We start from the raw sequence: 17,814 nt of genomic DNA, 5'->3' as shown, positions 1-17,814 counted from the left end.
ACAAATAACAGATTATTCTTATTAGTTAACTAGGGATAATAATCTGATGGAACAATTGAAATGGGAGGTATTCACATGACGAACAAAAGACAGATTAAGTTTGGTGCAATGATTCATGGGGTTGGCGGTAATATTTCTGGTTGGAGACATCCTGAAGTACAAACAAATGCTAGTGTGTCATTAGACTTTTATAAGCAGCAAGCGCAAAAAGCAGAAGAGGGTAAGTTTGATCTGGTATTTATCGCGGATGGATTATATATTAATGAAAAGTCAATTCCTCATTTTTTAAATCGTTTCGAACCTTTGACCATCTTATCTGCTCTTGCAGCTGTAACCTCTCGTATTGGTCTTGTTGGTACGGTATCCACTTCTTACAGTGATCCATTTACAATTGCTCGTCAATTTAGCTCACTCGACCATATAAGCGATGGCCGTGCAGGGTGGAATTTGGTAACATCTCCTTTAGAAAGTTCAGCCTTAAATTACAATAAAACAATTGAACAGCATCCAGATCATGCAACAAGGTACAAAATTGCAGAAGAATATTTAGAAGTGACAAAAGGTCTTTGGGATTCATGGGACGATGATGCATTCGTTGGAGATAAAGAAAATGATATTTTCTTCGACTCTTCTAAGCTGCATCAGTTAAACCATAAAGGTGAATATTTTTCTGTACAGGGACCCTTAAATATAGGTCGCTCTAAACAAGGGCAGCCCGTAGTATTCCAAGCTGGATCTTCAGGTGCAGGGAAAACTTTTGCAGCCAAAGGAGCAGATGCTATTTTTACAGGGCATTCATCACTTGAATCAGCGCAGAAATTTTATACGGATGTAAAAAAACAGGCTGCCGAATATGGAAGAAATTCAGATCATCTAAATATTTTCCCAGGTATATCCCCAATCATAGGTGATACAGAAGAAGAAGCAGAGAGAAACTATGAAGAAATTGCTAATTTAGTATCTATCGATAAAGCTTTAGCTTACTTAGGACGTTATTTTGAACATCATGATTTCTCTCAATATCCACTAGATGAAGCTTTTCCAGACCTGGGCGAGTTAGGTAAAAACAGTTTCCAAAGTCATACAGATCGCATTAAACAGCAAGCAAAGGAGCAAAATTTAACACTTCGTCAAGTTGCTCTAAGAGAAGCGACTCCACGATCAGAGTTTATCGGCACACCTGAAAAAATTGCGGATTTGGTACAAAAATGGTTTGAACAGCGCGGAGCAGATGGATTTATCATTGCTTCACAGGTACCGCATACACTAGAAGTTTTTGTGGAAAAGGTTGTTCCAATATTACAACAGCGCGGCTTGTATCGTGAAGAGTATGAGGCAGATACATTAAGAGGCAATTTAGGACTTCCATTTTTAGAAAGCCGTTATGTAAAAGAACTAGTTTAAAATTCATTTTGTTTTCATAAATGTCGGAATCAGAAAGAGGGATAAGATGATTGAAATCTCTAACCTTCACAAGAAGTTTGGGAAAAACGAAGTACTAAAAGGAATTGATATAAAGGTAAACAAAGGTGATATCATCTCTATTTTAGGACCTAGTGGATCAGGAAAGACGACATTGCTGCGATGCCTAAATTATTTAGAACGTCCAGATGAAGGCACTATAACGATAGATAACGTGACAATTGATTCCCAAAAAGTGCATAAAAAGGATATCTATAATTTAAGAAAAAAATCTGCAATGGTCTTTCAAGGGTATAATCTCTTTCAACATAAAACTGTTGTACAGAATGTGATGGAGGGCTTGGTAGTAGTACAAAAGAAAAGTGTAAAAGAAGCACGTGAAATTGCCTTAGAAATGTTGAAGAAAGTTGGATTAGAACAAAAGACGGATAGCTATCCTCTCCAGTTATCAGGTGGACAACAGCAACGAGTAGGTATTGCTCGGGCGTTAGCGCTAAATCCACAAGTGATTCTTTTCGATGAACCAACATCTGCACTTGATCCCGAGCTCGTAGGTGAAGTACTAGATGTTATTCGCAAAATTTCACATGAAGGCATAACTATGATTATCGTTACACATGAGATGAATTTTGCTCGAGAGGTTTCTAACCGAGTTATTTTTATGGATGGCGGTGTAATTGTGGAGGAAGGAATACCACGAGATATATTTACAACACCTAGAGAAGAACGAACGAAACAATTTTTGAAGAGAATGACACCAGAATTAGAGTATTCCATCTAGAAATAGTGAGTTCAATAGGAGGGAAGTATATGAGTTATAAATTAGGCATTTTAGATCAAAGTCCCGTTACTGAAGGTGTATCAAACTTTGATACATTACAAAAGACTGTTGACTTAGTAAAAAAGGCAGAAAAGTGGGGATATGAACGGTTTTGGGTTTCGGAGCATCATAATACAGATTTAGTTGCTGGTTCGTCTCCGGAAGTATTGGTTTCCTACCTACTAGCAAAAACATCTAGCATTCGAATCGGTTCTGGTGGCGTTATGTTACAGCATTATAGTCCTTATAAAGTAGCGGAAAATTTTCATGTGCTGTCCACATTAGAACCTGGAAGAGTAGATTTAGGAATTGGGAAAGCTCCTGGTGGGTTACCCCTTTCAACAAAAGCATTACAATACGGAAGAGTAGATACAGGTGAAGATTTTAAGGAACGTTTAACATTTCTGCAGCAGTTGATCAATAACTCCGTTCCAGAAACACATGAATTTGCAGGTATTAAAGCAACTCCAACTCCACCTACAAAACCAGAAACGTATTTGTTAGGAGCGAGTGTAGATAGTGCTAAGTTAGCAGCAGACCTTGGAATTTCCTTTGCTTTTGCACAATTCTTTAATAGTGATAAGGAAGTTTTAAAAGAAGCAGCAAAAACGTATCGTGCCAACTATCCAGGTGGAACATTCATCTTATCTGTAGCTGTTATTGCGGCACAGACTGAAGAAGAAGCAAAGAGACTTGCAGGCAAACAAAAGATCGTAAAGGTTTTTTTAGCAAGTGGCCGCAAGTTAACGCTACAAACCGTGGAACAAGCAGAAAAATTCGGCAAAGAGTCTGGCGAAGCATATGAAGTAAAAGAGTTTGATGCTGAAATTATTTCTGGAACGCCAGAACAAGTGAAGTCCAGCTTGGATGAGTTACATGAATTACATGGGGTAGATGAGTTTATCTTGCATACGCCAGTACCAAGTCCTGAAGAACGTTTACGTTCGTTTAAATTATTAAGCCCAAAGTATATTGACCAAATAGCAATATATTCATAAAATTGGAGGGAAAAATATGGCACAACATATATCGGTAGTTGTATGGTCCAAAGAAGGATGTAGTTATTGCAACGAAGTGAAAGAATATTTGTCCGAACAAAATATTGCGTACAAAACAGTAGATGTAACAAATCACGATGAATATCGTGACATTCTTGATGTTAAATACGGAGTTCGTCATGTGCCAGTTGTGGAAATTGGTAAAAATAATGTGTATGAAGGCATAACAGAGGTTGGGCTCGAACACCTTAAGGCGGCATTAGAAAGTGTGCATGTGTAAAATTTTTTATTATTAAAACCAACTAAAACTATAGGTTTAATAAAAAAAGGAGGATACAACTTGAAAAAAATATTACTAGTTATATTAGTCGTAGCGGTTGCCTTATTAGGAGCGTGTTCTTCTAACATAGCACAATCTAAATCAGTAAGTGAAAAAGCTGTCAAAAAAATAATTGTGGGAACAGGTACACAATTTCCTAATATTTGTTTCATAGATGAAGACGGTAAATTAACTGGATACGATGTGGAATTAGTACGCGCAATTGATGAAAAGCTAGAGGAATATGAATTTGAATTTAAAACGATGGACTTTACAAACCTTTTACTAAGTTTAGAGACAAATAAAATTGATCTGGTCGCTCATCAAATGGAAGTAAATGAAGAACGTCAAGAGAAGTTTTTGTTTAACAAAGTACCATATAATGTTTTCCCATTACAAATTGTAGTGAATGAAAATAATAATGATATTAAATCGTTGGATGATTTAGCTGGTAAGAAGATAGTGACAACTGCTACTAGTAATGCTGCAATATTTATAGAAAAGTATAACAAAGAGCATAATTTAGGAGCAGAAATTGTTTATAGTACAACTGATATTAATAACCAGCTTCGTACTGGTCGAGTGGATGCAACTATTTCCACACCATTTGCGGCGGACTTTAATAATAAATATGCAGATGCACAACAAAAAGTTGTTGGTGAATCACTATTAAATTCTAATGTATTTTTCTTACTTCAAAAGGATAGTACAACTCTTTCTGATCGCATCGATGAAGCACTGATAGAGCTGAAAGAAGAAGGAGTAGTAAGTGCACTTAGTGAAGAATGGCTTGGAGCAGACTACTCAGTAGAATTCTAAAGAAGGAGGGTAATAAGCTATGGGTAAAGTATTTGACCCTTCTTTAATTTTAGAATTTAACAATATGGAGGATACAATTTGAAAAAAATATTACTAGTTTCATTAGTCTTAGTGGGGGGCTTATTAGGAGCGTGTTCCTCTAACGCAGTGCAATCTAAATCAACTGACAATACTGCTGTACAAAAAATAATTGTGGGTACAGGTACACAATTTCCTAGTATCTGTTTCATAGATGAAAACGGAAATTTAACAGGCTACGATGTGGAATTAGTACGCGCCATTGATGAAAAGCTAGAGGAATATGAATTTGAATTTAAAACGATGGACTTTACTAACCTTTTATTAAGTTTAGAGACAAATAAAATCGATTTTATTGCACATCAAATGGCGGTAAATGAAGAACGCAAAGAGAAGTTCTTGTTTAACGAAGAACCCTATAATATTTTCCCATTACATATTGTAGTGAATGAAAATAACAATAATATTAAATCAATTGATGATTTGGCTAGTAAAAAGGTAGCAGTATCGGCTACTAGTAACCCTGCATTATTTATGGAAAACTATAACAAAGAGCATAAACTAGGAGCAGAAATTCTATATAGTACAACTGATATTAATAACCAGCTTCGTACTGGTCGAGTTGATGCAACCATTTCCACTCCTTTCGCGGTAGATTTCAACAATAAATATGCTGATGCACAGCAAAAGATTGTTGGTGAATCGCTTTTAAATTCAGAGGTGTTTTTTTTACTACAAAAGGACAGTACAACTCTTTCTAATCGAATAGATGAAGTATTGATCGAACTGAAAGAAGAAGGAGTAGTAAGTGAACTGAGTAAAAAATGGCTAGGAGCTGACTACTCAGTTGAATTTTAAACAAGGAGGGTAATAGGTATGGGAAAGGTATTTGACCCTTCTTTAATATTGGAATTTATCCCGACATTATTAAAATATCTTGGCGTGACGCTAGAGATCTTAGGTGTATCTATTCTGTTTGGAGTAATAATCGGTATAGGAGCAGCTATCCCGAAGTTGTTTAATATTCCAATTTTAAAGCAAATAGTTACCGTATATATATCATTTATAAGAGGAACACCCATTATTATTCAGCTGTTCCTCGTGTACTACGGACTACCTGCTTTATTATCATTAATCTATATTGATATTACAAGAATGGATGCTTTTTTCTTTGTTATTATTACGTATTCAATAAGTAATGGAGCAATATTTGCAGAAATATTCCGTGGTGCTATTAATGCTGTAGAATATGGGCAAACAGAGGCAGCGTATTCAATTGGGATGACTCCATTTCATAACTTTACCCGAATAATATTTCCGCAGGCTATTAGAGTAGCATTTCCAAATATCGCAAACACTGTCATAGGATCATTGAAAGATACTTCTTTGGCTTTTACGATTGGAATTATGGACATGATGGGCAGAGGCGAAACATTAATAGCATCCACTGCTCATGCCTTAGAAGTATATATTGCTTTATCTGTGATCTATTACGTTATTGTATTAATACTAGAAAAAGGCTTTAGAGTATTTGAGAAATATACAAATCGTTATCAAGGAATAGATTCATCGGTTGCTTGATCGTAAGGGGGTAACAACTATGGTAATTGATATTCCATTTATATGGGTGGCTTTCAAAGAGATAACAAAAGCAATCCCATTAACATTAGTGTTAGCTATTGTTCCCGTTGTAATTGGTTTCTTTATAGGATTAGCAGTTATGTTAATAAGGGAGTACAAAGTGAAGGGTTTAAATTCAATTGCCAATGGATATGTATCATTTTTTCGTGGAACACCTGCCATCATGCATATTATGTTAATTTATTTTGGTATACCTTTGTTACTAGACAGGATTTTTGTTTCCCTTAATATATCATTTCAAACGAGTTCGATTCCTATTATGGTTTTTGTGTTATTTGCATTATCACTTACAGCAGGAGCGTATTTATCTGAAATTATTCGCTCAGGTATTTCAAGTGTGGAAAAAGGGCAAATGGAGGCTGCTTACTCTATTGGTATGAGTACTTTTCAAGCGATGAAACGGATTCTCTTTCCTCAAGCTTTAGCTAAATCGATACCTAATTTAACGAATATTTCGGTTGGATTTTTACATTTGACGTCCATTGCTTTTCTAGTTTCTCAAAAAGAACTAACTGGAACAGCTAATATCGTGGCATCCTCTAATTTAAAATTCTTAGAATCTTTTATAGCCGCAGGATTAATATATTGGGGTCTTTCAGTTATTATTGAAGGAGTTTCTCACCTTATTGAAAAAAGAGTGAAGGAATTTAGTAAGGGCGGAGTTGCTTAGTAATAAGAGCTAAAGCCTAAGGAGGTTTTGTTAAGTGGAAAGTGTAATTACTATTGGTTCCATACGAGTAGAGGAAATGGATCAAGTTAGCCAGTTAATTGTAGAAAGTTATTCAGAGTATCAGGAGTCGTATGAGAATATTCAAGATTGGCTGGACTATGCAGAGAGTTTGAAGGAGTCCGTACATAATCCATTCGTAGATAGGATTCTAGTTGCAAGAGAAGGCGAAGAAATTTTAGGGAGCTTGCAGTTATTCACAGATTCAGAGACTGCCTATAACAAACCAGATTTAGAGATTTTTTCTCCTATTATACGCATGCTTGCTGTAAGCCCATCAGCGAGAGGGAAAGGTATTGCTCAAGCATTGTTAAGAGAAAGTATTAGCTATGCTCGTGAAAAAGGAGCGATGCATATCTACTTGCATTCGACTGATAAGATGGCAGATGCTATTCGTTTATATGAATGGTTAGGATTTAAGCGTGATACTTCTAAGGAGTTCAATAAATTAAACTTTACTGTAAAGTGCTATAGATATGATTTATAACTGATTCGAAATAAAAATTATTATAGGTGAAAACTTTATCACTATCAGGTTTATGGACACCAAATGCTATTTGGGAAATAGAGCAACCAGCCTTAGTATTAACAGCTAACGTAAGGGACTTATTTGGGAGGGGAAATTACATGGCTAGTGTTATTGAAATTGATAAATTGCAGTTAACTGAAAAAGATGCTGTAATTCAGTTGCTGCTGGAAAGCTATGAGCAGTATGCGAATGATTTTAGTCCTGAAGGTTGGCAAGAATATGTTAGGAGTATAAAAGCTTCACTAGAGAATCCGAATATCGATCAAGTATTAGTCGCAAAAAGTGGAGAGAAAATCTTAGGTTCCTTACAGCTATTCGAAAACGCAGTTGCAGCTTATCAGAATACTTCTATAGAAATAACCAATCCAATTATTCGATTACTGGCAGTGAGTCCAGACGCAAGAGGCAAAGGTATTGCACAGGCATTACTTAAAGAAAGCGTACGCTATGCAAAGTCGAAGGGTGCCGATTATTTATATTTGCATTCTAGCGACACTATGAAAAACGCAGTTCGTTTATATGAATGGTTTGGCTTTAAAAGGGATGAATCAAAAGATTTTCATGCAGAAAATGTCCATGTAAAATGTTTTCGTTTGGAGCTATAATCTAACCTGCTCGTTCACGAGTACATGTTTTGTCAAAATCTAAAAGAATGGGAAGTGGAGACCATTTCACAAGTAGAGTTCAAAAAAGCATTAGGAAATTATCCAACTGGAGTAACAGTTATTACGACTTTTGATGAAAAAAATAAGCCAGTAGGATTAACGGCAAATTCATTTGCATCTGTTTCGATTGACCCTTTACTCATTTTATGGTCACTCGATAAAAAATCAAGCCTATACGACGCATTTATACAAACAAGTAAATTTGCTATAAATATTTTAGCGGACGATCAAGAAAACTTATGTAGTCTTTTTGCTTCGAAAGTAGCGGATCGCTTCGGTCAATGTGAATGGGAAGAGTCCGCACACCAATTACCTGTATTCCCAGCGGCACTTTCACAGCTGGAGTGCGAGGTATATAACAAAATTGATGCAGGTGATCATATTATTTTCATCGGAAAAGTTATTCACATCACTAATGAAGATAAAAATCCATTGCTTTACCACAAACGAAATTTTGGAGCTATTCCAGAGGAGTTTTATAAAAAAGTAGCGAAAGTATAAGGTCTAAATTAATTGAATAGCTACAAAAACAGAGGGAAATGATTATATCACTTTCCTCTGCTTTTTTTATCGCTCTGTACTTCATAAATATGAAAATCGGAATGAGGCGACTAGTTGTTAACTACTTGCGAGAACTCGCGCATGTTCGGTAAGATAAGGTGAAGTATAAAATCTTCGTTTTACAGCTAGAGGAGGTTCACCATTGAAAATACCCGGAGCAGTGCTAATGTTTATAGGTGCAGTGATGCTCGCTATTTTTATGTTTGCAGATTTAACAATGGATTTTGGTCTATGGATTACTGGCTTCTTGATCAGCATGGTCGTTGCCATTACAGGAACAGTGATGTTAATAATTTATTTAGCAAAAGGCATTAAAGCAGATAAAGCAACGAAAAACGATTTCAAATGAGAAATCGTTTTTTTAGAGGAAATTCTCTATGTAAGACACAACTTAAAACACTTCTTAATAGTGTCTAAGTTGTTTCTTTCACTTATACAGGGAACATCCCGTTTTATGACTTTACGTCCACCACATCTGAGTAACTGAATCTTTCACAATAACAGGTTTTAAATTTTCTACAGCTTTCGTAAATCCCTCTTCGATTGACATCAATCCATCCTCATGTTCGATACTTACTACATAATCATACCCATATAATCGTAGAATACTAATCATATCTGCCCAAGTTTTTTGATCGTGTCCAAAACCCACGGATCTAAAATACCATGCACGGTCACGCATATTGCCGTAGTCGGTCATATCCGTAAGGCCGTTTCGGTTCATATTTTGCTGATCGATAATTGTATCCTTTGCATGGAAATGATGGATGGCATTTTCACGTCCAAGTATTTTAATGGCTTCAATTGGGTCAATTCCTTGCCACCACATATGGCTAGGGTCAAGGTTAGCTCCAATCATAGGTCCACAGGCTTCTCTTAATCGCAATAGCGTAGCAGGAGTATGTACAGAGAATCCTCCATGTAGTTCTAATCCAATCTTTACGTTAAGTGATTGTGCTAAATCATTTTTCTCTTTCCAGTATGGGATTAGTTTTTCTTCCCATTGCCATTTTAATACTTCTTGGAAATCATGGGGCCAAGGGGCTACCGGCCAGTTTGGATAAAGGGCATTTTCGTGATCTCCCGGACATCCCGAAAATGTATTTACTACGGGCACACCTAGTTTGGATGCAAGATGCATAGTTTTTACAAATAATTCATCAGCAGGCTCTGCAATTTTTTTCTGTGGATGCAATGGGTTTGAATGGCAGCTTAGAGCACTGATGATTAATCCGTTATCACTGATCTTTTGCTTAAAGCTCTGCAATTTCGTTTCATCATTTAGCAATTCATCTAATTTACAGTGAGCATCGCCGGGAAATCCCCCTGTACCTAATTCAATTGCTTCTATACCTTTAGAAGAAACATAGCTTAACATATCTTCAAAACTTTTATCAGAGAAGAGTACCGTAAACACACCTAATTTCAATGAAATAACCCCCTATATTTATCAGAATATACTGTTATGTAAACCATTACATTATATAACATATATAAAATCTTCAAGTAAATCAATAGTTTTTCCTTGTAAAAAATAAAAATTGACGCATAATTCAGAATATAATAGTATATAAATGTAAACGATTTCATTTTTTTATTATGAAATCCTAGAAAGTGAGACTACAAAGATGACAAACATCCAGCAGGTGGCTAAACAAGCAGGGGTATCAGTAGCCACAGTATCAAGGGTATTAAATGGACAAAATACAGTATCATCAAAAACACGAATTAAAGTAGAAGAGGCTATAAAAAACTTAAATTATGAGCCGAGTATGTTAGGGAGGAATTTAAGAAATTCAGAAAGTAGAATTTTATTAATTTTAATTCCGAGCATTTCCAATCCTTTTTATTTAGAAATTATTAAAGGGATTGAACATGTGGCTCATAGTCAGAATTACAATATTCTGTTATGTGAAACTGATTCCAATCCGGAAAAAGAAAATATTTACTTTGATCTTGTTAAGAAAAAGATGGCGGATGGAATTATTTCTATGGATCCAGCAGTTAATATCGAAACATTAAAAGAGTTAGCAGAAAAGTATTCTATTATTCAATGTAGTGAATATCACGTTGATAGTGGTATTCCATACGTATCGATAGATAATGAAGAAGCCTCTTATCGAGCGGTCAAGCATTTGATACAAATTGGTCATAAAAAAATTGGTCTAATGAATTCGGATGAAAAGTTTTTATATGCGAGGCAGAGAGAAATGGGTTATCGCCGAGCATTAGAAGAACATGGTATATCTTTTAACAATGATTATATTATTTATACAAAGCATCTAGGATTTGAACATGGACAACAGGCTATGAAAAAGATATTAGCTATACAGGATCGACCGACAGCAATATTTGCGGTATCAGACCTTTTGGCAATCGGAGCACTTAAAGAAATAAATGCGTCAGGATTGCATGTACCTAATGATATAGCAGTAATAGGCTTTGACAAAATTGACTTTTCTAGTATGACAAACCCTACGCTCACAACGATTGCTCAGCCTATGTACAGGATGGGGACGGTGGCGGCGGAAATGTTAATCGATAAAATTAAAGGGGAGGAAGTGGACAATGTCATATTAAATCATGAATTAGTCATTCGCGAGTCTACATAAGATAATTAACTAAGGTCAGCGCTCTGTTATTAAAAATACTTAATGATAGAGCGTTGCCCTTAGTTATGGATGTAATCGATTACAAAAGGGGAGCAGTTTACTAAATTTAAGGGGGAATAGTGTTGAAGAAATTTCTAATCTTATGTTTATCTTTAGTAACAGTTTTTAGCTTGGCGGCATGTAGTGATAGTACGAATTCTGCAAATGGAAAAGAAGACGATATTTTAAAAATCGGAATATCTTTACCTTCAGCAACACATGGATGGATGGGAGCACTAATTGATAGTGCTGAAAAGCAAGCGAAAGCACTTAAAGAAAGTGATGGCATTGAATATGTGATGACAAATGCTGCTGATCCAAATAAACAAGCAAACGATGTAGACGATTTAATCGCACAGGGTGTGGATGTTATTGTCATGCTTCCAATTGAGTCTGCCGCACTTTCTCCTGTAGGGCAAAAGATTAAAGATGCAGGAATTCCTTTAGTAATTGTTGATCGTGAGCTTGAAAATGATGCAGCTACAGTTGTTGTAAAAGGGGATAATGAAGGTATCGGAGTAAATGCTGGTAAATATTTTGTAGAAAAGTTAAATGGAAAAGGGAAAGTTGTGGAGATTTCTGGACCACCGAGTTCAGTTACAGAGCAACGCGGGTCAGGATTTAAAGAAGCGATGAAAAGTGCAGAAGGAATGGAAATAATTGCTTCACAGAGTGGTGACTTTTCTACGGAAAAATCGCTAGAAGTGATGGAAAACATTTTACAAGCACATCCACAAATAGATGCGGTATTTACACAGGATGATGGAATGGCACTTGGTGTAATACAAGCTATTAAAGAAGCTAAACGTACAGACATTCAATTTGTAACAGGTGCTGGTGGCGGTAAAGCGATATTTGAAGATATCAAAGCAGATGGGTATATCACAGCAACATTCCTTTACTCTCCAACGATGGTAGAGGATGCAGTGAAAATTGCAGCGGATATCGCAAAAGGTAATGATCCAATAGAATCTATGGTCGTAAAAGAAGCTACTCAAGTAACAAAAGAAAACGTAGATGAGTTCTATGATCCGGAATCTAAATTCTAAATGAATATTAGGAAATACAATAGTTGTGTATACAGTTGTTGTATTTCCTCTTTTCCTATATTAGGAGGGATAAATACCATGACTAATAATCCTTATATAACAATGAAGAATATAAAGAAATCATTTAATGGTGTACCTGTTTTAAAAAACGTGACTCTTGAGATTGAAAAAGGGGAGATTCATGCATTGTTAGGTGAAAATGGTGCCGGAAAATCCACTTTAATGAATATTCTAGGGGGAGTTCATCAGCCTGATAATGGCTCTATTTACATAAACGATAAAGAGGTCAAGATGACCAATCCAAGAATATCGCAGGAGCAAGGGATTAGCTTTATCCATCAGGAACTAAATATGGTAACTGATCTCAAAGTCTATGAAAATATGTTTTTAGGTTCCGAACTTCGAAACAAAGTGGGGTTTTTAAAAGTAGAGGAGATGTGCCAGCAAACACATGAAATCTTAGCTAAGCTTGGTGTAGACATAGACCCGAAGGAATACGTAAGAAATCTAGCAACCTCCTACAAACAGCTGATAGAAATATCTAAGGCACTGCTTCATAGATCCACCGTTATTATTATGGATGAACCTACAACCTCATTAGCTGAGCATGAAGTGAATCGATTATTTGAATTGATGAAGAACTTAAAGAAATCAGGCATCTTCATTATTTATATATCCCACAAACTGAAGGAAATCAAGGAAGTATGTGACCGTTATACCATATTACGTGACGGAGAAATGATTAAAAGTGGAAATGTAGAACAAGAAGACCTAGATACAATCACTAAGCTAATGGTTGGCAAATCAATATCTCAAACTCGTTTCGTACATGAGCATTCATTTGGTCCAGTATTGTTAGAGGTGAATAATTTAACAAGCTTAGGATTATTTAAGAATATTCATTTTAAAGTGAAAAAAGGGGAAATAGTAGGCTTTACTGGTCTAGCAGGAGACGGTAGAACAGAGCTTTTTGAAAGCTTATTTGGATACCGAAAAAAATACACTGGTGAAATTAAAATCCATAACCAGTTGATAAAAATAGATCACCCTCGAAAAGCGGTAGAAGCAGGAATAGGCCTTGTTCCAAAGGATCGCAAAGAAAATGCAATCATTAAAGATTTAAGTGTGATCCATAATATGAGTTTATCATCCATAGGAAATTTTGAGAAATCGGGATTTATTCAAGATAATGCCGAGAGGGAGAAGTTTAAATATTATAAAGAACTATTGAACATCAAAGTACACAACCCACGTATCACAATCGATAAGTTAAGTGGTGGTAATCAGCAAAAAGTTATCATCGCCAAATGGCTTGAAGTCGGGGCAGATATATTAATTTTTGATAACCCCACCCAAGGGATTGACGTTGGAGCAAAGCAGGAGATATATCAACAAATTGTGGCATTAGCCGAACAAGGAAAATCAGTAATTATATTGTCCTCAGAGGCACCAGAGGTAATGAGAATTTGTCATACGATTAATGTGATGTATCAAGGAGAAATAACAGCGAGATTTAATGGGGTTGAAGCAACGGAAGAAGAAATTATGCATTATGCAACCGGCTCGAAAAGGGAGGCCGCTAATATTGGCTAATACAAATGTAAAAGAATATAGTCCGCAAGTTTCAAATGCAAAAAGTCGTCTTGCATGGTTATGGTCCGAATATAGTGTTATTATCGCTTTCATTATTATTTTTATCGCATCATCTATTATGAACCCAAGATTTTTAGATATTAATAACCAACTCAATATACTAATGCAAGTTTCTATTATCGGAATTGTTGCATTAGGTATGACAGTCGTTATGCTGTCAGGTGGTATCGACTTATCGGTCGGATCAGTGCTTGCGCTAGTAGGTGTCATAACAGTTTTAGCATTAAATGCATCAGGGAGTATACTTGTTGGAGTTTTTACTGCATTAGTCGTTGGTTCCTTTGCAGGATTCTTGAACGGATTAATGGTTGCAAAAGGAAGGATTGCCTCGTTTATCGCTACATTAGGAATGATGGCGGCTGCCCGTTCTGTTGCGCTGTATATTGCAGAAGGTGGAAGCGTTTCAGGAGAAGTGAAGGGGTTTACTGCTATCGCAAATAGTGATTTATGGATATTTGATTATCCTGTCATTATTTTCTTTGCTATGACTGCATTGGTTTATATTTTGATGCACAAGACACGTTTTGGAAGATATGTGTATGCACTTGGAAGTAATGAAAAAGCAGCCATGCTTTCCGCGATTCGAGTAGACCGTATTAAAATTGCTGTGTATAGTTTGGCGGGATTATTAGTAAGTGTAGCGGCAATTATTGAGACATCACGCTTGAATTCTATTTCATCATCAAGCTCAGGAGTTCAATATGAATTAGATGCGATTGCTGCTGTTATTATAGGTGGTACAAGAATGACAGGTGGCCGTGGTAAAATTATTGGTACACTTTTCGGAGTACTCATTTTAGGGATTCTGAATAACATGATGAATTTAATGAACGTTTCCCCGTATCTACAAGGTTTTGTAAAGGGTTTAATCATTATTATTGCAGTAGTATTCCAAAAGAGAGAGTAGGAGTGATCATATGGGGATAAAAGTAGGTATTATTGGATGTGGATCGATTACTAAGCTACGTCATGCACCAGAATATATGGCAAATCCATTCGTGGACGAAATCGTTTTTTATGATCGAAATCCTGAACGTGCAGAGGCTTTAGCAGTCACATTTGATGGGACTGTAGTGCAAAACGTAGATGAATTATTTACAGATTCCACGATACAAGTAATTAGTGATTGTTCGTCGAACGAGTATCATCATATTTTTTCGACTAAAGCGTTATTAAATGGCAAGCATGTTCTGTGTGAAAAGCCAATCTCGCTTACAATCGAACATGCAAAAGAAATACTCGATGCCAAAAAGCAATCCGGTAAAAAGTTTATGGTAGATCATAATCAGCGATTTACTCGTGCTCATCAAAAGGCAAAAGAAATCATAAAAAGTGAAGAGCTTGGAAAAGTGCTGACTTTTAGAACGACGTTTGGTCACTCGGGACCAGAACAATGGGGAATAAATAAATCAAACTCCACATGGTTTTTTCAAAAGGAGCGTTCCGGTCTTGGTGTGGCTGGGGATTTAGGAGTTCATAAAGTAGATTTATTGCATTACTTGTTAGATGATGAAATTGAGCAGGTAAGTGCTTTCCAAGGAGCACTGGACAAAGTAGATGAAAATGATGAACCGATAGAAGTATGCGATAATATCGTGTGTAGTTTAAAAACGAAAAAAGGTCGTTTAGGTACTGCTTCGTTCTCTTGGACATACTACGGAGAAGAAGATAATAGTACCATTATCTATTGCGAAAAAGGCATATTGAAAATCTACCATAGTGATCAGTATCAAATAGAAGTGATTACAAAAGATGGGGAGAAAGTACAATATCAACTAGAGAACATCCAAACAAATAACAATCAAACCAATAGTGGTGTAATCGATGCATTTATCGAATGTATTCGCCTTGATCAGACTCCGCTTGTTACTGGAGAAGATGCACTATCTGCCCTAAGAGTTATTTTAGGTATTATAGAAGCTGCTGAAACGAATACGGTTGTTACGATATGAACAATTAGGATCTAAATGAATTTGGAGTTGTATAAGGATCAAGCCTGGTATTTAATTCATTTCATTAGAAAGTCATTTAAATTGTTTGACATTGAACATGGTAAATACTGATATACCTAACTACTAGCACACAAAAGTAAAATTGAGAAAACCGATTCCCTCATACTATAGAGAATTGGTTTTTTAATTTGTAAGAAAGTTATACCTAGTTGATCAATGTGTTTTTGGAAGATTATCACTCGCTTTTAGTGGAAGGAAGCAATTAAAATTAGCAATGAATGGATAATTAATCATTTTCAAGTTATAATTAAGTAGTTACAAAGTAATTGCGAGTAATTGGATATATGGGTTAAAGTACCTTTGAATTTTGTGTGTTCCACAATTTTTAAAAATATACATAATCAGTCCTGTTTATAGAACTTGGAAATAATAGAATCACGAATTGTTTCTATATAGAAATCCAATGAGAATGGAGCAAGATGATGGCGAAAGAATTGATAAGTAGTTTGCAGACAGAAGTTACCCAGTTACGAGCTGAAGGTAAATATCAAGAAACAATCGAAAAAGCAAGCAAGTTGTTAGAGCTTGGGACACTAAATAATGACTACAAATCGATACTTATTGCTCACATCAATCAGGCTGCTTCTTATTATTCCATTGGAGATATTGAGGATGCTTTTGTGAGTATGGAGCGATATGAAGAAATTACACAGTTACATGGTGATGATGCGGACTATCTGCAATTATATAATATCTTGTTCTTGTTATATGAATTTAACAAACAATATGATCATGCGAAAGAAACACTGCACAAAAGTATGCAGCTTGCGCAGCAATTAAAGAAATATAATATTTTGAGCAATGCCTATAGTAATTATAGTCATGTATGCATCAAACTGGAAGAATATGAAAACGCATTAGATAAAGCAAAAAAAGGACTAGCTGCTGCAAAGCTACATGAGCCTAACACTCCTATTTTAGAAGTGCGGGTAATGTTTAATATAGCTCATGCGTATATTTGTTTGAACCTTTTAGACGATGCAAAGCTAGTGATGGATGAAATGGAAAAGAAGAATGTGTTCGATTCATTTATACGAGAACGTGCCCAGTTCCAAATGTTAAAAGGGGACTGGCTAAGTAAGATGGAAGCGCATATAGAATCTTTTCAAGCATATTCATCTGCAAAGGAAATTGTAGATACTTATCAGGATGTATATTTGTTAAAGACTATTCAAGAAAAGCGTTTAAAAATTAGTGAAATAATGGAGGACTTCCAATTATCTTATCAAGTCCAAAAAGAGTATATCAACCTGCTAAATAGCATTAATGAGAGAGAAATTGCATTTAAGGCTATTAAATTGAATGTAAAACACCAATTATCCAAGATACAGAAAAAAGCAGATATGGATTATTTAACTGGTTTATATAATAGGGGTTACTTGAGTGAGCTTGCAACAAGTTGGCTCATTGAAGCACAAGAAACGAAATCACCAATTAGCTGTATTGCATTCGACTTGGATGGTTTCAAGGCGGTTAATGATGTGCATGGGCATTTAATGGGGGACAAAGTTATTCGCGAAATAGGTAGGGTGTGTAAAAGCACATTGAGTCCTGGTTTTGTCATTGGGCGTTATGGAGGCGATGAATTTGTGATAATTGGAAGGAACTCATTAGAAGAGACAGTGCAGCTTGCGAATATATTGAAAGAAACAATAACAGCCATGAGATTGGTTGGAAATGAACAGTCCATAAAAATAGCGGCTAGTTTTGGAATTTCTTCCACAGAAGATGATTCACTTAATTCCTTTGACGAGCTTTTCCATTTGGCCGATATGCGCCTCTATAATGCAAAACAAAATGGCAAAAATCAGGTGTTCGCAGGTAACTTAGCATAAGTAAAGTTAAGTACAAAACATACGCCTCTTATAACAAGCTTCCTTTTAACAAAAAGGGGCTTGTTTTTTTGATATAGTTCCGAAGTTTAAGGGTA

Annotated in this window: 19 protein-coding genes; 18 read left to right on the top strand and 1 reads right to left on the bottom strand. The window is 35.8% G+C overall.

Features of this window, described 5'->3' with window-relative positions; all coding sequences use genetic code 11:
* Positions 1-75: 75 nt before the first annotated feature.
* The 12 genes from ACN6MX_RS16975 (at position 76) to ACN6MX_RS16920 (ending at position 8,868) form a co-directional block, all read left to right on the top strand.
* Positions 76-1,404, top strand: coding sequence for an LLM class flavin-dependent oxidoreductase (locus ACN6MX_RS16975; protein WP_419960008.1), 1,329 nt, complete (start codon positions 76-78; stop codon positions 1,402-1,404).
* Positions 1,405-1,450: 46 nt separating this feature from the next.
* Positions 1,451-2,203 (top strand): amino acid ABC transporter ATP-binding protein, encoded by a 753-nt coding sequence (locus tag ACN6MX_RS16970; RefSeq protein ID WP_419960007.1) that lies wholly within the window; start codon positions 1,451-1,453, stop codon positions 2,201-2,203.
* Between the two features lie 29 nt (positions 2,204-2,232).
* Positions 2,233-3,240 (top strand): LLM class flavin-dependent oxidoreductase, encoded by a 1,008-nt coding sequence (locus tag ACN6MX_RS16965; RefSeq protein ID WP_419960006.1) that lies wholly within the window; start codon positions 2,233-2,235, stop codon positions 3,238-3,240.
* A 16-nt stretch (positions 3,241-3,256) separates the two neighbouring features.
* Positions 3,257-3,520 (top strand): glutaredoxin family protein, encoded by a 264-nt coding sequence (locus ACN6MX_RS16960; protein ID WP_419960005.1) that lies wholly within the window; start codon positions 3,257-3,259, stop codon positions 3,518-3,520.
* Between the two features lie 60 nt (positions 3,521-3,580).
* Positions 3,581-4,378, top strand: a complete 798-nt coding sequence (locus ACN6MX_RS16955) for a transporter substrate-binding domain-containing protein (protein WP_419960004.1) — start codon at positions 3,581-3,583, stop codon at positions 4,376-4,378.
* A gap of 78 nt (positions 4,379-4,456) precedes the next feature.
* A complete protein-coding gene (locus tag ACN6MX_RS16950) occupies positions 4,457-5,254 on the top strand; it encodes a transporter substrate-binding domain-containing protein (protein ID WP_419960003.1) in 798 nt (265 codons plus the stop codon).
* A gap of 18 nt (positions 5,255-5,272) precedes the next feature.
* Positions 5,273-5,977 (top strand): amino acid ABC transporter permease, encoded by a 705-nt coding sequence (locus ACN6MX_RS16945; protein ID WP_419960002.1) that lies wholly within the window; start codon positions 5,273-5,275, stop codon positions 5,975-5,977.
* Positions 5,978-5,996: 19 nt separating this feature from the next.
* A complete protein-coding gene (locus ACN6MX_RS16940) occupies positions 5,997-6,707 on the top strand; it encodes an amino acid ABC transporter permease (RefSeq protein WP_419960001.1) in 711 nt (236 codons plus the stop codon).
* A gap of 34 nt (positions 6,708-6,741) precedes the next feature.
* Positions 6,742-7,251 carry a GNAT family N-acetyltransferase gene (locus tag ACN6MX_RS16935; protein WP_419960000.1) on the top strand — a complete coding sequence of 170 codons (510 nt, stop codon included), beginning with the start codon at positions 6,742-6,744 and terminating at the stop codon, positions 7,249-7,251.
* A 140-nt stretch (positions 7,252-7,391) separates the two neighbouring features.
* Complete coding sequence (locus tag ACN6MX_RS16930; protein WP_419959999.1) at positions 7,392-7,898, top strand: GNAT family N-acetyltransferase; 507 nt, start codon at positions 7,392-7,394, stop codon at positions 7,896-7,898.
* A 24-nt stretch (positions 7,899-7,922) separates the two neighbouring features.
* A complete protein-coding gene (locus ACN6MX_RS16925) occupies positions 7,923-8,459 on the top strand; it encodes a flavin reductase family protein (RefSeq protein ID WP_419959998.1) in 537 nt (178 codons plus the stop codon).
* Between the two features lie 202 nt (positions 8,460-8,661).
* Positions 8,662-8,868 carry a hypothetical protein gene (locus ACN6MX_RS16920; RefSeq protein WP_419959997.1) on the top strand — a complete coding sequence of 69 codons (207 nt, stop codon included), beginning with the start codon at positions 8,662-8,664 and terminating at the stop codon, positions 8,866-8,868.
* A gap of 111 nt (positions 8,869-8,979) precedes the next feature.
* On the opposite strand, the gene ACN6MX_RS16915 is transcribed toward ACN6MX_RS16920, so the two are convergent.
* A complete protein-coding gene (locus tag ACN6MX_RS16915; RefSeq protein ID WP_419959996.1) occupies positions 8,980-9,948 on the bottom strand; it encodes a sugar phosphate isomerase/epimerase family protein in 969 nt (322 codons plus the stop codon).
* Positions 9,949-10,147: 199 nt separating this feature from the next.
* Between ACN6MX_RS16915 and ACN6MX_RS16910 the strand changes: the two genes are divergently transcribed.
* The 6 genes from ACN6MX_RS16910 to ACN6MX_RS16885 all read left to right on the top strand — a co-directional run bounded on the left by ACN6MX_RS16910 (position 10,148) and on the right by ACN6MX_RS16885 (position 17,719).
* Positions 10,148-11,131: a LacI family DNA-binding transcriptional regulator gene (locus ACN6MX_RS16910; RefSeq protein ID WP_419959995.1), complete on the top strand. Its 984-nt coding sequence runs from the start codon at positions 10,148-10,150 to the stop codon at positions 11,129-11,131.
* A 122-nt stretch (positions 11,132-11,253) separates the two neighbouring features.
* Positions 11,254-12,219: a substrate-binding domain-containing protein gene (locus tag ACN6MX_RS16905; RefSeq protein WP_419959994.1), complete on the top strand. Its 966-nt coding sequence runs from the start codon at positions 11,254-11,256 to the stop codon at positions 12,217-12,219.
* Between the two features lie 78 nt (positions 12,220-12,297).
* Positions 12,298-13,812, top strand: a complete 1,515-nt coding sequence (locus ACN6MX_RS16900; protein WP_419959993.1) for a sugar ABC transporter ATP-binding protein — start codon at positions 12,298-12,300, stop codon at positions 13,810-13,812.
* Positions 13,805-14,779 (top strand): ABC transporter permease, encoded by a 975-nt coding sequence (locus ACN6MX_RS16895; RefSeq protein WP_419959992.1) that lies wholly within the window; start codon positions 13,805-13,807, stop codon positions 14,777-14,779. Before ACN6MX_RS16900 ends, ACN6MX_RS16895 begins: the two co-directional genes overlap by 8 nt.
* A gap of 10 nt (positions 14,780-14,789) precedes the next feature.
* Complete coding sequence (locus tag ACN6MX_RS16890; protein ID WP_419959991.1) at positions 14,790-15,824, top strand: Gfo/Idh/MocA family protein; 1,035 nt, start codon at positions 14,790-14,792, stop codon at positions 15,822-15,824.
* Positions 15,825-16,303: 479 nt separating this feature from the next.
* A complete protein-coding gene (locus ACN6MX_RS16885; protein ID WP_419959990.1) occupies positions 16,304-17,719 on the top strand; it encodes a diguanylate cyclase in 1,416 nt (471 codons plus the stop codon).
* Positions 17,720-17,814 lie beyond the last annotated feature (95 nt).

It is taken from the genome of Psychrobacillus sp. BM2, from assembly GCF_048572895.1.
In the GTDB taxonomy this organism is placed as follows: domain Bacteria; phylum Bacillota; class Bacilli; order Bacillales_A; family Planococcaceae; genus Psychrobacillus.
Note: the sequence above shows the minus strand (reverse complement) of the source record. Positions and strands in the feature narration are given on the sequence as shown.

Excerpts from the sequence above, each read along its gene's own strand:
- ACN6MX_RS16960 (WP_419960005.1), top strand. The coding sequence starts at position 3,257 with ATGGCACAACATATATCGGTAGTTGTATGGTCCAAAGAAGGATGTAGT.
- ACN6MX_RS16900 (WP_419959993.1), top strand. The coding sequence starts at position 12,298 with ATGACTAATAATCCTTATATAACAATGAAGAATATAAAGAAATCATTT.
- ACN6MX_RS16930 (WP_419959999.1), top strand. The coding sequence starts at position 7,392 with ATGGCTAGTGTTATTGAAATTGATAAATTGCAGTTAACTGAAAAAGAT.
- ACN6MX_RS16940 (WP_419960001.1), top strand. The coding sequence starts at position 5,997 with ATGGTAATTGATATTCCATTTATATGGGTGGCTTTCAAAGAGATAACA.
- ACN6MX_RS16945 (WP_419960002.1), top strand. The coding sequence starts at position 5,273 with ATGGGAAAGGTATTTGACCCTTCTTTAATATTGGAATTTATCCCGACA.
- ACN6MX_RS16885 (WP_419959990.1), top strand. The coding sequence starts at position 16,304 with ATGATGGCGAAAGAATTGATAAGTAGTTTGCAGACAGAAGTTACCCAG.
- ACN6MX_RS16975 (WP_419960008.1), top strand. The coding sequence starts at position 76 with ATGACGAACAAAAGACAGATTAAGTTTGGTGCAATGATTCATGGGGTT.
- ACN6MX_RS16910 (WP_419959995.1), top strand. The coding sequence starts at position 10,148 with ATGACAAACATCCAGCAGGTGGCTAAACAAGCAGGGGTATCAGTAGCC.
- ACN6MX_RS16890 (WP_419959991.1), top strand. The coding sequence starts at position 14,790 with ATGGGGATAAAAGTAGGTATTATTGGATGTGGATCGATTACTAAGCTA.
- ACN6MX_RS16965 (WP_419960006.1), top strand. The coding sequence starts at position 2,233 with ATGAGTTATAAATTAGGCATTTTAGATCAAAGTCCCGTTACTGAAGGT.
- ACN6MX_RS16925 (WP_419959998.1), top strand. The coding sequence starts at position 7,923 with ATGTTTTGTCAAAATCTAAAAGAATGGGAAGTGGAGACCATTTCACAA.
- ACN6MX_RS16970 (WP_419960007.1), top strand. The coding sequence starts at position 1,451 with ATGATTGAAATCTCTAACCTTCACAAGAAGTTTGGGAAAAACGAAGTA.